Here is a 14,558-nt window from a genome sequence, read left to right on the forward strand (position 1 = left end):
ACGAACTCCGTCACCTCGCGGATCTCCACCGGGCCCACGTTGGCGGCGCGGACGGCGGCTTCCACCACCTGCCGGTCACCGACCACGACCACCACCGCGCGTTCGGGGTGCACGTACTGGTTGGCGACGCGCCGCAGGTCCTCGGCGGTCACCGCCATCACCCGCTGCACGTAGTCGTCATAGTACGACGCGTCCAGCCCGTAGGTCTCCAGCCCCGCCAGCTGGCCGGCCATGTCGGAGGTGGTCTCCAGCTGGTCGGGCAGGCGCAGCGCCACGAAGTTCTTGATCTTGTCCAGCTCCTGCGCCGTAACGGGCTCGGTGCGGATGCGGTTGATCTCGCGGAAGAACTCGACCAGCGCGCTGTCGGTGGCGTTGGTCTGCACCCCGGCCCGCGCGGTGAACGGCCCCGCGCCCTGCAGGAACTGGAAGCTGCTGCTGGCGCCGTACGCCCAGCCGTGCGTCTCGCGCAGGCTGGTGTTGAGCCGGCTGGTGAAGGTGCCGCCCAGCATGGTGTTCATCACCAGCACCGGAAAGTAGTCCGGGCTGCTGCGCGGCACGCCCGGGTGGCCGATGCGGATCTCCGACTGCGCGGCGCCCGGCTTGTCGATCAGGTACACCACCGTCCGCGTGATGCTGGGCGGGGTGGGCAGCTGGCCCGCCGTCCCCGCCGCGCCCTGCCCGCGCCACGCGCCAAACGCCTCGGCGATCAGGGGCTGCATGGTGGCCGGGTCCACGTCGCCCACCAGGATGAGCGTGGACGATTCCGGGCGGTAGCGGCTGGCGTGAAAGCCCTGCACGCGGCCGCGGTTAAGGCCTTGCGTGCTCTCCACGTTGGCGGTGCGCCCGTACGGGTGCTGCCCGCCGTACACCAGCGAGGCGAACGCGTTATTGGCGATGGTGACCGCCTCGTCCTTGGCCCGCGCCAGCGCCGTAAGCCGCTCGTCGCGCAGGCGGTTGACCTCGCGCTCGGGAAAGTCCGGGCGCGTCACCACGTCGGCCATGATGCGGACGGCCGCGGGAAAGTTCTGCCGCAGCACGTACAGGTTCGTCTGCGCCGCGTCCGTCCCGGAACCCGTGGAGAGCGACGCGCCCAGCAGGTCCAGCGCGTCGGCCAGGGCCAGCGCATCGCGGCCGCCGGCGCCTTCGTCCAGCATGTTGGCGGTGAACGAGGCCAGCCCCGGCGCCTCGGCCGGCTCGCCGGCGCTGCCGGCGCCGCGGGTGACCAGCACCGCGCTGACCACCGGGAGCTCCGCCTGGCGCACGTACATCACGGTAAGCCCGTTGGGCAGCCGCATGCGCGTGGGCTCCGGCAGGTCCACGCGCGGCGCGCCGGCGGGGCGCGGCGGCGTGGTGGGAAAGTCCTGCGCATCCGCGGCGGGGGCCCCGGCCAGCAGGGCGGCGCCCGCGGCGAGTGAAAGGATGGTACGCTTCATTACTGGTTCTCCTGGGCGGCGAGCTCCGTCTTGCCCTGCGGCACGATGCTGATGACCACGCGGTTGCGGCCGGCCAGGTACTGCTGCGCCGCCCGCTGGATGTGCGCTGGGGTCAGCGCGCGGTAGCGGGCCAGGTCCTGCTCGGCGTACCCCGGGTTGCCGGCGTAGTAGAGGTAGTCGTTCAGCCGGTCGGCCTTGCCTTCCACCGTTTCCAGCACGCCCACGAAGCCCGTCACCAGGCCGTTGAGCACGCGGTCCAGCTCCTCCTGCGACGGCGCCGTGGCGGCGAGCTTCGCGATCTCCTCGTCCACCGCCGCCTCGATGCGGTCCAGGTCCACGTCGGGCTTGGCGCGGATGCGCATCATGAAATCACCCGACAGCAGCTGGGCGTCATTGCCCGAAACGGTAAAGGTCGCCACCTGCTCGTCGTACACCAGCCGCTTGTACAGCCGCGCGCTCTTGCCCTGGGTAAGGATGGCGCCCAGCGCGTTCACCGCCGCCTCGTCCTGCGAAAAGCGCGGCCCGGTGCGCCAGAACATGGTCACCTCGGGCAGGGTGACGCGGTCTTCGCGGGTGGTGTAGGTGGTGCGCGCCAGCGCCGGCGGCGGAATCTGGGGCCGCTGCACCTCGGTGCCGCGGGGGATCCAGCCAAAGTAGCGCTCCACCCACTGCCGCACCTGCGCCGGGTTCACGTCGCCCACGATGGCGATGGAGGCGTTGTTGGGCGCGTAGTAGGTGCGGAAGAACTGGTTCACGTCCTCCAGCTGCGCCGCGTCAAGGTCGGCCATGGAGCCGATGGTGGTCCACGAGTACGGATGGCCCTCGGGGTACAGCAGGGGCGGCGCGGCCTCCCACAGCAGCCCGTACGGCTGGTTCTCGTAGCTCTGCCGCCGCTCGTTCTTTACCACGCCGCGCTGCCCCTCGAGCTTGCTGGGGCTCATGGCGTCCAGCAGGCCACCCATGCGGTCCGCCTCCAGCCACAGCGCCAGCTCCACCGCGTTGGAGGGCATCACCTCGTAGTAGTTGGTGCGGTCGTTGTTGGTGCTGCCGTTGTTGCGGGCCCCGGCCGCCTCGAGCCAGTTGTCGAAGTCGCCCTCGGGAACGTTCTTGCTCCCCTCGAACATGATGTGCTCGAACAGGTGCGCGAAGCCCGTGCGGCCGGGGCGCTCGTAGCCGGAGCCCACGTGGTACCACACGTTCACCGCGGCCAGCGGCGCGGAGTGGTCTTCCGCCACGATCACCCGCAGCCCGTTGGGGAGCGTAAAGGTGGTGTGGGGAATGCTGACCTGCTGCGCCGCTACCGGAAGCGCCAGCAGGTTCAGCAGCAGGATGAGGCGTTTCATCGTTGCTGCCTCTTTCAGGGTAAGGGTGGTCGATACCGGGAGTGTACTGCCCCGCGGCGGTTCCCGAAATAGGAGCCGGAGGGGAACCTGCTAAAATCTTGGCATCCCGAGCCGCGGTTGTACCCGTCCGGCGGACAAGGTTCCGGGCCGCGCATCCAGGATCCGCCGTCCCGACGGACGATCCGGATCGCACCGCCTGCCTCGCCCGCGGGGCGTCTTCCCGCTGGCCGGAGACGTGAGCGCAGGAGGCTGCATCCCGCGGGGCCAGCCGTTCGGCGGCAAGACCCACGCGGCGTGGCACGGCGTGGCACGGCGGAGCATCGGCATCGTGCGGCATCGGCGCGGACGGAGCGGGCGATGTCCCAAGGTAGCGGAGATGCTAAAAAATTGCCACACCTTTGAATCTGCTTGCCTCGTCCGGCCGTATTGCGCATGTTTCCGAGGCTTGACCTCCCCTTCAACACCCCTTCCCCGAGCCATGACCAATCCAACCATCGTCCGCGCCTTCGCGGCCGCGGGCGCCGTGCTTTTCGCCGCCGCGCCGGCGGCGGCGCAGCGGCCCACCCTGCCCGTGGAGCTGTTCGTGGGGCGGCAGGAGTTCTCGTCGGAGCTGCGCGTGCTGGACCAGGACATCGCCGGCATCCGGCTGGGGATGGACCTGGCCGACTACGCCGGCATTCGCGGCTACTACTGGCGCGCGCTCAACGAGGACCGCGACGGCCCCGCGCCGCTGCAGTCGTACGGGGTGGAAGCGCAGCTGAACCTGAACTCCGGGCGCGGCATCACCCCCTTTCTGGTGGCCGGCGTGGGGCGCGTGGACTTCATGGACAGCTTCGAGGACATCGACGGCAACCAGCCGGACGACCGGGACGCGGCCATCCTGGGCGGCGGCGCGCGGCTGGACCTGGGGCGCGTGGGATTGATGGCGGCGGCGCGCGGCTACCTGTTCCAGGCGCCCGACTCGCTGAGTGACGATCTGCGCTCCAACCTGCAGCTGACGGCGGGACTCAGCTTTCGCCTGGGCTCCTCCGGCCGCCGCGCCGCCGGGGTGTCGCCAACCGTCCTTCGCGAAACGCCGGACACCGTCTACGTGAGCCGCGAAGGCACGGTGGAGCGGCGCGAGGACGATCCGCGGCAGTTCGTCACCATCCCCATCCCGCGCGAGGGGGAGATCTACCTGCGCTACGGACCGGCTGACTCGGCCGGGGCGGCGGGACGCCCGAGTATCGGCGCGGGTGCGGTGACGGCGGGGCAGCTGGAGGCGGTGCGCCGGCAGGTGCTGGCCGATCTGGAGCCCCTGCTGCGCAACCTGATGGCGGCGGAGCGCAGCGAGATGCGCGAGATGGTGCGCGACGAGCTGCGGCGCATCGGCTCCGCCGGGCTTACGCCCGAGGTGGAGCAGCGCCTGCTGGAGAACCTGGAGGCGCGCGTGGCGCTGCGGGTGCAGGACCGCGTGGGCCGCGTGGACTCCGCCGGCCGCCCCGCCCGCCCGGGCTTTGAGCCGCGGCTGCGCGAGTGGCGGGTGTACACGGGCGGCAACGTGGACCGTCCGCGGCAGTTTCTGCTGGGCGGACGGCTGGACCTGGGCCCGCTGGACCCCCGCAACCCGCAGCTGCGCGTGGTGCCGGAGCTGGCCGTCGGCGGCGGGCAGGCGGGGATGTCGGTGCTGCTGGCGGGGAACCTTCAGTACGACTTCATCCCGCTGCAGGTGCGCGGAGTGCCGCTGCAGCCGTACGGGTATGGAGGCCTGGGCCTGCTGGTGCTCAGCGACCCCAACCCGGGCCGCGCAAAGCGCGAGGCCGTGCTCAACCTGGGCTACGGCGTGAACTTTCCCGTCCCCGGGCGTGACGGCGGGCCGCGGCTCTTCCTGGAGCACCAGGCCATCGACCTCTTCGACCTGAACCGCCTGATCCTGGGCATCCGTTTCCAGTAGAGGATGGATGACGTACGACGAAGCCCCCGCCGCACCTTCGCGGCGGGGGCTTCGTCGTAGATCGGCGGGGGAAAAGGATGGAGGGGTACAGAGGGACAGACAAAAGCCAGAGATACAGAGGAAGGCGATACCTCCGTATCTCTGGCTTTCTCTGTTCCTCAGTACATCCTCGACGTCCTTTTCCGGGTTCCTCCGTACCTGGCAACCGGATCAATGACGGCTGGGGATGGTACTTGCAGGCCCGATCGGCCGCGGAAGGCCCATCCACCGAAAAACCAAGATCCACATGATGACGATGACGTCGTTCGATCGATCCACGCGTGCCGCCGTTCTGGCGCTCGCCTGCGCCGCGGGGCTGGGCGGATGCGCGCCCGCGACGGTCGCGCCCGCCGTGCAGCCCGGGGCCGCGCCCGCGCCCTCCGCGCAGGCGATGATCCCGCTGCCGCGCGACATCCACTCGTTCGCGCGGCCGGAGCAGGCGCGCGTGACGCACGTGGGGCTGGACCTGCGCGCCGACTTTGCCAGCAAGACGCTGGAGGGCACGGCTACGCTGGACGTGCAGGCCGCGCCGAACGTCCACGAGATCGTGCTGGACACGCGCGACCTGGAGATCCGGAAGGTGACGGACGGCGCCGGACGGGAGATGCCGTGGGAGTTCGGCCAGGCGGACGAGGTGCTGGGGCGGCCGCTGACCGTGGGCGTTCCGGATGGGCGGCGGATCGTCATCCACTACCGCACCAGCCCCGGCGCGGGCGCGCTGCAGTGGCTTACCCCCGAGCAGACCGCGGGAAAGCGGCACCCGTTCCTGTTTTCGCAGGGGCAGGCCATCCTCACGCGGACGTGGATCCCCACGCAGGACTCGCCGGGGATCCGCCAGAGCTACGACGCCCGCATCACCGTCCCCGCCGGGCTGACGGCGGTGATGAGCGCCGACATGCTGACGCCGCAGGGCGAGGCGGTGCAGGGCGGCCGGGCCTTCCGCTTTCGCCTGGACACGCCCGTTCCACCGTACCTGATCGCGCTGGCCGTGGGCGACCTGGCGTTCCGTGCCACCGGCCCGCGCACCGGCGTCTGGACGGAGCCCGTAACGCTGGACCGCGCCGCGAACGAGCTGGCCGAGCTGGAAAAGTTCGTGGACGCCGCCGAGGCGCTGTACGGGCCCTACCGCTGGGGGCGCTACGACGTGCTGGTGCTGCCGCCCTCGTTCCCCTTTGGCGGGATGGAGAACCCGCGCCTGACCTTTGCCACGCCCACGATCCTGGCGGGCGACCGCTCGCTGGTGTCGCTGATCGCGCACGAGCTGGCGCACTCGTGGTCCGGCAACCTGGTGACCAACGCCACCTGGGCGGACTTCTGGCTGAACGAAGGGTTCACCACCTACTTCGAGAACCGCATCATGGAGGCCCTGTACGGGCCGGAGCGCGCCGCCATGCTGGCCAGCCTGGGGTGGGGCAACCTGCAGACCGCCATCGGGGACGCCGGCGGCCCCGGCGCGGCCGACACGCGGCTGCACATCGACCTGGCCGGCCGCGACCCGGACGCCGGGATGACGGAGATTCCGTACGAAAAGGGCGCGACCTTTCTGCGCACGCTGGAGCAGGCCGTGGGCCGGGAGCGGTGGGACGCGTACCTGCGCGCCTACTTTGACCGCCACGCCTTTCAGCCGATGACCACGGAGCGCTTCCTGGCCGACCTGCGCGCCAACCTGATCCGCGGCGACGCGGAACTGGAGCGGCGGTTGATGCTGGACGAGTGGGTAAGCGGCACCGGCGTGCCTTCCAACGCCGTGCGCCGCGAATCCAGCGCCTTTGCCCGCGTGGAAGCCGAGGCGCAGCGGTTCCTGGCCGGCACGCCCGCGGCGCAGTTGGCCACCGGCCAGTGGAGCACGCAGGAGTGGCAGCACTTTCTCGGCGCGCTGCCGCAGGGTCTTACGGCCGCGCAGCTGGGGGACCTGGACCGCGCCTTCCGCCTTTCGCAGCAGGGGAACAGCGAGATCCTGTTCGCCTGGCTGCAGATGGCCGTGCGCCACCGGTACGAGCCCGCGCTCCCCGCACTGGAGCGCTTCCTGACCAGCCAGGGCCGGCGCAAGTTCGTCCGCCCGCTCTTCGCCAGCCTGATGGCGCAGGGCGAGTGGGGCCAGGCGCACGCGCGGCGCATCTACCAGCTCGCGCGTCCCGGTTACCATCCTGTCACTTCTGGATCGGTAGACGAGATCGTCCGGTAGTCAGGGAACCCATCCGGAACGGCAAGCGCCCGCCTCCAGCCTGGAGGCGGGCGCTTTTTCGCGCTCCGACCACTTTGCTACCACGCTGGCCGTGTTCGCACGCACCCTGTCTTGAACAGAGTGAACACCCTTAGAATCCAGCCCTCACCTGACCGTGGGCCGAGTCAGTGGGGTCTTGACCACGTACGGCGGATGCCGTACAATTGTGGAGGAGCGGGATGGGGTTCAAGGATGCTCGGATGCTGCTGATCGAAGCGCTGAAGTCTCGTCAGTATGGCTACGAAGACCGTGCAGATCTCGAGGAGAAGAACCTGCTCGCGGCCCAGCAGGTCACCCCGGGCTTCGTCATCCATCTGCTCTGGCGGTGCGGCGGCCTGGAGTACGAGTCCCGCAAGCACCACCTGTATCCGCACCTGCTGTGTCACGTGTTCAAACCCGTTGTCGACGGCGAGCGGTGGTACGTGAAGGCATACTTCGTCTCCACGCGCGCCATTTTCATCAGCGTACACAGGTAGTCCCATGTATCTGGTCAAGGAAGGCGACGCGTCCGAGGCGATCTGCCCGCACTGCAAGACGCTGGTGACCACGCACTACCGCACGCGCACCTACCGCCTGGCCAGCAGCGGGGTAGACGTGCCCGGTGCGCTGGTGGCGGTGTGTGACCTGTGCGACCAGGTCGCCACCATCCCGGCGCAGACGACGCCGCGCATCGGCGAGGCGCTTCGGCTGCGCAAGGAAGAGTCGCTGGAGGTGCGGATCCCCACGCACCTGGAAGACGTGATCCGCCTGCTGGCGAGCCATTACGAAGCACCGGTGCAGACGTTCCGCCCCGGCCTGCTGCGCTTTTACCTGCGCGAGCTGGCCAGCGACGCGCAGTTCGCCGAACGCGTAAACACCCTCGCGAAGTCGGACATGGCGCGGGGCCCGGCGCGCGCCCGCCTCTCGCTGCGTGCGCCGGAGCCGCTGCTGGCCGAAGCGCGCGAACGGGCGCGCCGGGTGGGGATGGACACGGATGCCCAGATGCTGCGGGGGCTTCTGCTGGCGGCCAAGGAGGACGTGCTGGACGGCGGCGATTCGCAGCGCACGCTGCGGCTGGGCGGCGCGGCGCAGGCGGAGGGCGCCGCGTGCCCCCGGCCGGCGCCACCGGCTCGCCAACGGCGCGCCCGGGCGCGGGCGCGATAAACGCAGCGGCGCCGGAGAGAATCATCTCCCCGGCGCCGGTGTCGACCGCGTCTTCTTGCCGCACCTCGGGCGGCGCGCGAGCCCCGCGGATTTCGCTAGGTGCGGACGCGGAGCATGAGGATGATGCCGGCAACGAGGAAGAGGAGATTGGGGCCCCAGGCGGCCATCATGGGATCGATGGCGCCGCTGCTGCCCAGCGCCTTGCCCACGCGGAACAGCAGCATGTAGACGATGGTGATGCCCAGGCTTATGCCCACGCCGTAGGCCGCGCCGCCGCGGCTGCTGCTGGTGACCAGCGGCGCGCCGAAGAGCACGATGACGATCACGGCCAGCGGCACGGAAAGCTTGAGCGCCTGCTCTACCCGCAGCGGCAGCGCGTCGCCGCCTGAGCGCTCGATGGCGCCCACGAAGCGGGTGACCTCGGCGTAGCGCATCTGCTCGGGATCGCGGGGCTCCGCCATCAAGTCTTCGGGCTCCTCGACCAGGTTGGGGACGGAGAGCGTGTCGAATTTGACCGCCTCTTCGCGGCCGTCGGGGTGCAGCGTGCGGTTCCAGCCGTCTTCGAAGCGCCAGCCGCCCCGCTGCCGCCACACGGCGCGCCGCGCGAACAGGTGCTTGCCGGGCGTTTTTTCGGTGGCGTTGCGCTCCAGCGACACCTCGCTCAGCTCGCCCGTCCCGGCGTCCAGCCGCCGCGCGGTAAGCACCCCCTCGCGCTCCGTCTGAAAGACGAAGTTGATGCGCGGGCCGTTGGCCGTCGTGGTCACCGCCTCGCCGCGCAGGGAGGCGGCCTTGCGCAGCGAGGCCGGCACCACCTCGCTGAGGCCGAAGGCGCCGGCGCTCAGGACGATGGACAGCAGGCTGATGGGGATGAACAGGCGCCAGAAGCTCACCCCGCCCGCCTTGGCGGCCGTGATCTCCTGGTGGCGCGTAAGCCCGCCGATGGTAAAGACGGTGGCGACCAGCGCCGCGATGGGAAAGGCGTAGACCATGAACTGCGGGAACTGGTACACGTACGCCAGCCCCAGCCGGCGCAGCGGCACCCCGCGGTCCATGTAGGTGTCGATGTTGTCGGTAATGTCACCGATGATGAACAGCAGCGGCAGCCCCAGCACCAGCATGAAGAAGGTGACCAGGAACTGCCGCGTCACGTAGCGGTCCAGCAGCTTCATGAGGGACGCGTCCTCCGCAGGCGGGCCAGCGGCGCCGCGTCGCGCACCGCCTGCAGCAGCTGGTCCCAGGCGCTGGAGCGGGACGTGGATGTCTCCCGCCCCATCGTGGCGAGGCCGAAGATGCCCACGACCAGCATGAGCGCGTTCATGATCCACATGGCGAACACGGGGGTCACGATGCCCCGTCCCGCCAGCGACTCGCCGCCGATCAGGCCCACGTAGTAGAGCGAGAACACCGCCATGCTGGTGGCGATCACCATGCCGATGCCGCCGCCGCCAAAGCGCAGGGCCAGCGGCGCACCTACGATCACGAAGACCAGAGACGCCACCGCGATGGAGTACTTCTTGTGGATCTCGACCAGGTAGTTGCGAATGCTTTCTTCCAGCTGTCCCACCTGCCGCCCCTGGTTGGCCAGCATGTCGGCCGTGCGGCGGGTGCGGGTGCGCTGGTTGCGGCGCTCCGCCTCCATGGCGGCGGCCATCTCGGGCTCCATCTGCACCTGCCCCTCCGCCACGGCGCCGGGGCCCGGCACGTCCGTCTGCGGGTCCTTGCCGGTCATGGCGAACTCAAGGTCCTGCAGCGCACTCTGCCGCAGCGTCTTCGTTTCCTCCGCGCGCTGCCGCGTAAGAGTGTCGATCTGCGCCTGCAGCATGCCGATGGTCATCTCGCGGTCGCCGCGGTAGCCGTCGGGGCGGTCGTTGCGCTGCAGCTGGTTGCCCACGTCGGGAACGCCAAAGACCTGCTGCTTGAAGTAGACGCGGCGAAAGTTCTGCGGCTCGCCGGCGCTCACCTCGCGGGTGTGCCCGTCGTACAGCTGCAGGATCATGTCCGTCCCGTTGCCGCTGAACGCGGCGCGGCCGCTGTCGGCGTAGACGGTGTGCAGGGTGGCCGGGTTGCTCACGTCGAACATCTGCACGTCCCACATGCGGTTGGTGCCCTGCTCGATGCGCGCCGCGCGCAGGTAGTACACCTTGCCGCCGCTCTGCGGGGTGATGCGGTTGAGGGTCTGCTCCTCCAGCAGAAAGGTGGGCGTCTTGCGGCCGATGTCGATGATCAGCTGGCTCCACCGGTGGTTGGACTCGGGGAGCACGCGGTCGTTGAAGACGATCATCCCCGCGGTGATGACGCCGGCGGCGACCAGCAGCGGGGCCAGCATGCGCCGCAGGTCAACCCCGCTGGCCTTGAGCGCCGTGATCTCGTTCTCCGCCGTGAGGTTGGAGAAGGTGAATAGCACCGCGACCAGCACCGCCATGGGAAAGGTGAGGGCGATGGTCGCCGGCAGCGCCAGGACGAAGAACTCGAGGATCACCCGCGGCGGCAGCCCCTTGCCGGCCAGATCGGCCAGGCGGCGCGCCAGGGTGTTGATGAGGATCACCCCCGTAAGGGCGAAGAAGGCAAAAAGAAACGGGCCAAGGTGCGCCCGCATCAGGTACCGCGTAAGGATCTTCATCCGGGCCGATCGGGACTTGCCGGTGGTGAGGGCCGCCATGTAAGATACGCGGCGGACGGGGACGGTACAACCTCTGCCGTCCACTCCGTCCGCAAACTCCCCTTCTCCGTCTCCGATCCCGTGATACCGACTCGCGGCGCCGTGCGTTCCGCGGCGGTGCTCGCCGCGCTGCTTCTGGCCGCGTGCGGCGACCGCCCGCCCCCCGCGCCGGAGTTCAGGCAGGACCGTGCCTGGTCTCACCTGGTTCGGCAGATTTCCTTTGGCCCGCGCTACGCGGACAATCCCGGGCACCGGCGCCAGCTGGCGTGGATGGTGGAGGAGCTGGAGTTCCGCGCCGACACGGTGATCCGGCAGGAGTTCACGGCCGCCGACTCGGCGGGCAGGCCGCTGAAGATGACCAACCTGGTGGCGCGCTTTCGCCCGGAGCTGGCGGACCGCGTGCTGCTGGTGGCCAACTGGGACACGCGCCGCCGGGCCGACGGCTCGCCGGAGCCGCTGGACCGCAAGTATCCCGTCCCCGGCGCCAACCTGAACGCGTCGGGGGTGGCGGTGCTGATGGAGATGGCGCAGATGTTCAGGGACCAGCCCCCGCCGGTGGGGATCGACCTGCTGCTGGCGGACGGGGACGACTATTCGCGGGAGGTGCAGATGAGGGGGACGAAGCACTTCATCCAGTCCATGCCGGGGTACCGGCCGCGCTACGCCGTGGTGCTGCAGGCCGTGGCCGACGTGGAGGCGAAGTTCCCGATGGACGCGGGCTCCGCGGCGGAGCCGGCGCGGCGGATGTGGGACGCGGCGAAGCGGCTGCGCTACGACTCCGTCTTTGTCGCGGAGACGGCGGCCGCGGCGCCCAACCAGGGGCCGCTCCTCACCGCCGCGGGGATCCCCACGGTGGTGGTGACCGACCGGGAGTACGGCCCGCTGAACATGCGCTGGCACGCCGTGGCCGACCTGCCGCCCGTCCTGTCCCGGGAAACGCTGGGCCTGGTGGGCCGGACGCTGGTAGCGACGATCTACGCCGAGACGCCGGCGGAGGTACGCTGATGGCCGCGACGCCGCAGGAACGGCTGGCGCTGGGCGTGGCCGCGCTGCTGCTGGCGGGCGGCGCGGTGGCGCGCACGCTCCAGACCGGGCCCGCCGATGCCGCGCTCACCGGGCCGCCCGCGATCGAGGCCTCCGCCTCGAAGCTGGCGGCGCAGGTGGCGGACTCCGTGGAGCGGGCAGAGCGCCGGCGCGCGCCGCTGGCGCCAGGGGAGCGAATCGATCCCAACACCGCCAGCGCGGACGAACTGGACCGGCTTCCCAAGATCGGCCCGGCGCTGGCGCAGCGCATCGTCGTCTGGCGGGGGAGCCACGGCGCGTTCCGGACGATGGCGGACCTGGACTCCGTCCCCGGTGTGGGGCCGGCCGTGCTGCGCGACGCGGGGCCGCACCTGGCGCTGGCGGCGGCTCCCGCTGGGGAACAAGGAAACAAGGAACCGGGAACACGGAATCGTGGGCAGGAACCCGCAGAAGCTCCACGCTCCGCACGTCGCTCTTCCCAATCGGCTGCTTCCGTAGCAGATTTGGACCGTTCTCCCCGATCTTCGTCTTCTTCCGCCGGCGCGGACGGCACCCCGGTGGACGTGAACCGGGCCACCGCGGACGAGCTGGCCACGCTGCCGGGGATCGGCCCGGCGCTGGCGCGGCGCATCGTGGAGTGGCGCGGGGCCAACGGGCGGTTCGCCACCGTGGACGACCTGGACAAGGTGCCGGGGATCGGCCCGGCGACGGTGGAGCGGCTGCGCCCGAGGGTGCGCGCTACGCCTTGACACCCCATGCACTTGCGGCGAAACTAGTACGGATATCCCCCGCAATCTGACCGGACCGCGCGCAACTCCACCGCGGTCCGTGAAATCCCGCCCGAAAAACAGGGCTAGATGGCCGTTTCAGCCCCCGCAGACCGGATCGGCGAACAGCTGATCCACGAAGGACTGGTTACCCGCGAGCAGCTGAGCCGCGCGCTGGACGACGCGCGCAGCAACGGCACCCGCGTGGGCTTCAGCCTGGTCAAGCTCGGCTTCATGGGCGAGCAGGACCTGGTGCGCGCGCTCGCCCGGCAGCACCGCATTCCCGCCGTCGACCTGGAGCGGGTCAAGCTGGACCCCAAGATCCTCAAGCTGCTTCCCAGCGAGATCGCGATCAAGCACCAGGTGCTCCCCCTGCGCCGGGTGGGACGCACGCTGACGGTGGCGATGGCCAACCCCACCGACCTGGGGGTGCTGGACGACCTGAAGTTCGTCACGCGGCTGGACATCGAGCCGGTGATCGCGGGCGACTTTTCGCTGCGCAAGATCATCGACAAGGAGTACGACGGCGGCAGCGACGACCGCATCAACGACCTGCTCAAGCAGATCGAGTCGGAAGAGGTCGAGGTCGTCGAGGACACCGAAGAGGAGATGTCGGTCGGCGCGCTGACGGCCGCCGTCGAAGAGGCGCCGGTGGTCAAGCTGATCAACGGCATTCTGACCGACGCGGTGCAGAAGGGCGCGTCGGACATCCACTTTGAGTGCTACGAAAAGGACATCCGGGTCCGCTACCGCATCGACGGCGTGCTGGCGGAGATCATGCGGCCGCCGATCAAGATGAAGGCGGCGCTCATCTCGCGCTTCAAGATCCTGAGCGACCTGAACATCGCCGAGCGGCGGGTGCCCCAGGACGGGCGCATCAAGCTGCGCCTGGGCCGGCGGGTGATCGACTTTCGCGTATCGACACTCCCCACGCTCTTCGGCGAGAAGATCGTGCTCCGAATCCTCGACAAGGGCAACCTTACGCTCGACCTCGAGAAGTTCGGCATGGAGGAAAAGGCCGAGAAGGACTTCATGCGCGCCATCATGAACCCGTACGGGATGGTGCTGGTGACCGGCCCCACGGGCTCGGGCAAAACGACCACGCTTTACAGCGCGCTCAGCCAGATCAACACCCCCGAGGTCAACATCATGACCGCGGAAGATCCCGTCGAGTACAACCTGCACGGGATCAACCAGGTGCTGGTGCGCACCGAGATCGGGATGACGTTCGCGGCGGCGCTCAAGGCCTTCCTGCGCCAGGACCCCAACATCATCATGGTGGGCGAGATCCGCGACCTGGAAACGGGCTCGATCGCCATCAAGGCCGCGCTCACGGGCCACCTGGTGCTTTCCACCCTGCACACCAACGACGCCCCGTCCACGATCACCCGTATGATCGACATGGGGATCGAGGCGTTCAACGTGGCCAGCGCGGTGAACCTGATCACGGCCCAGCGCCTGGTACGCCGCATCTGCCAGAACTGCAAGGAAGCGGTTACGTATCCGCGGGAGTACCTGGAGGCCGCGGGCCTTACCGACGCCGACGTGGAGGGGATCACCTTTTACCGCGGCTCCGGCTGCGAAACGTGCAACGGCAGCGGCTACAAGGGACGGCAGGGCCTGTACGAGGTGATGGCCATGAGCCCCACGCTGCGCCGCATGGTGCTGCAGGGCGCTTCCACGGCGGAGCTGCAGGCGCAGGCGATCGCCGAGGGGATGCTCACGCTGCGGATGGACGGGTTCGTAAAGCTGCGGAAGGGGATCACCACGCTGGAAGAGGTGATCAAGGAGACGGCGGGATAGGCAGGGAATAGGGAATAGGGAATAGGGAATAGCGGGAACGGCGCGCGACGGAGGTCGGGGCGCGCCGGCATGGATCCGGGCGGCGGCGCTGTCGCCATCCGTTTATTCGATGCCTGCGATCTTTCCCTGTAACCTCTTTCCCGGCCTTCTTTTCCGGTGCGGCACACAACTTGGTTACCTCACCCGCCGAA

Annotated in this window: 11 protein-coding genes; 7 read left to right on the top strand and 4 right to left on the bottom strand. The window is 69.6% G+C overall.

What is annotated here, in order from left to right; genetic code table 11:
* Together ACOJUJ_RS15090 and ACOJUJ_RS15095 are read right to left on the bottom strand one after the other, a co-directional pair.
* The coding region (locus ACOJUJ_RS15090; protein WP_420127719.1) for a M16 family metallopeptidase at positions 1-1,433 on the bottom strand (1,433 nt) is incomplete at its 3' end.
* Positions 1,433-2,776: a M16 family metallopeptidase gene (locus tag ACOJUJ_RS15095; protein WP_420127720.1), complete on the bottom strand. Its 1,344-nt coding sequence runs from the start codon at positions 2,774-2,776 to the stop codon at positions 1,433-1,435. The genes ACOJUJ_RS15095 and ACOJUJ_RS15090, both read right to left, overlap by 1 nt.
* 478 nt (positions 2,777-3,254) lie before the next feature.
* On the opposite strand from ACOJUJ_RS15095, the gene ACOJUJ_RS15100 reads away from it, so the two are divergent.
* From ACOJUJ_RS15100 to ACOJUJ_RS15115, 4 genes are all read left to right on the top strand, one after another.
* The gene (locus ACOJUJ_RS15100; RefSeq protein WP_420127721.1) at positions 3,255-4,709 is read left to right on the top strand and encodes a hypothetical protein; all 1,455 of its coding nucleotides are present in this window, start codon (positions 3,255-3,257) and stop codon (positions 4,707-4,709) included.
* 289 nt (positions 4,710-4,998) lie between these two features.
* Entirely contained in the window at positions 4,999-6,933 is a 1,935-nt protein-coding gene (locus ACOJUJ_RS15105; protein ID WP_420127781.1) for a M1 family metallopeptidase, read from the top strand.
* Positions 6,934-7,172: 239 nt separating this feature from the next.
* Complete coding sequence (locus ACOJUJ_RS15110) at positions 7,173-7,448, top strand: hypothetical protein (RefSeq protein WP_420127722.1); 276 nt, start codon at positions 7,173-7,175, stop codon at positions 7,446-7,448.
* A gap of 4 nt (positions 7,449-7,452) precedes the next feature.
* Positions 7,453-8,115: a hypothetical protein gene (locus ACOJUJ_RS15115; RefSeq protein ID WP_420127723.1), complete on the top strand. Its 663-nt coding sequence runs from the start codon at positions 7,453-7,455 to the stop codon at positions 8,113-8,115.
* Positions 8,116-8,210: 95 nt separating this feature from the next.
* Here ACOJUJ_RS15115 and ACOJUJ_RS15120 read toward each other — a convergent pair whose 3' ends face one another.
* A complete protein-coding gene (locus ACOJUJ_RS15120; protein WP_420127724.1) occupies positions 8,211-9,284 on the bottom strand; it encodes an LptF/LptG family permease in 1,074 nt (357 codons plus the stop codon).
* A complete protein-coding gene (locus ACOJUJ_RS15125) occupies positions 9,281-10,735 on the bottom strand; it encodes an LptF/LptG family permease (protein WP_420127725.1) in 1,455 nt (484 codons plus the stop codon). Before ACOJUJ_RS15125 ends, ACOJUJ_RS15120 begins: the two co-directional genes overlap by 4 nt.
* Positions 10,736-10,855: 120 nt before the next feature.
* Here ACOJUJ_RS15125 and ACOJUJ_RS15130 point away from each other — a divergent pair, with 120 nt between their 5' ends.
* The 3 genes from ACOJUJ_RS15130 (at position 10,856) to pilB (ending at position 14,367) form a co-directional block, all read left to right on the top strand.
* Positions 10,856-11,779, top strand: coding sequence for a M28 family peptidase (locus tag ACOJUJ_RS15130; protein ID WP_420127726.1), 924 nt, complete (start codon positions 10,856-10,858; stop codon positions 11,777-11,779).
* Entirely contained in the window at positions 11,779-12,546 is a 768-nt protein-coding gene (locus ACOJUJ_RS15135) for a ComEA family DNA-binding protein (protein ID WP_420127727.1), read from the top strand. Before ACOJUJ_RS15130 ends, ACOJUJ_RS15135 begins: the two co-directional genes overlap by 1 nt.
* A 108-nt stretch (positions 12,547-12,654) precedes the next feature.
* Positions 12,655-14,367 (top strand): type IV-A pilus assembly ATPase PilB, encoded by a 1,713-nt coding sequence (gene pilB, locus ACOJUJ_RS15140; protein ID WP_420127728.1) that lies wholly within the window; start codon positions 12,655-12,657, stop codon positions 14,365-14,367.
* Positions 14,368-14,558: the final 191 nt, after the last annotated feature.

The sequence above is a fragment of the Longimicrobium sp. genome (assembly GCF_048594345.1).
Lineage (GTDB): Bacteria > Gemmatimonadota > Gemmatimonadetes > Longimicrobiales > Longimicrobiaceae > Longimicrobium.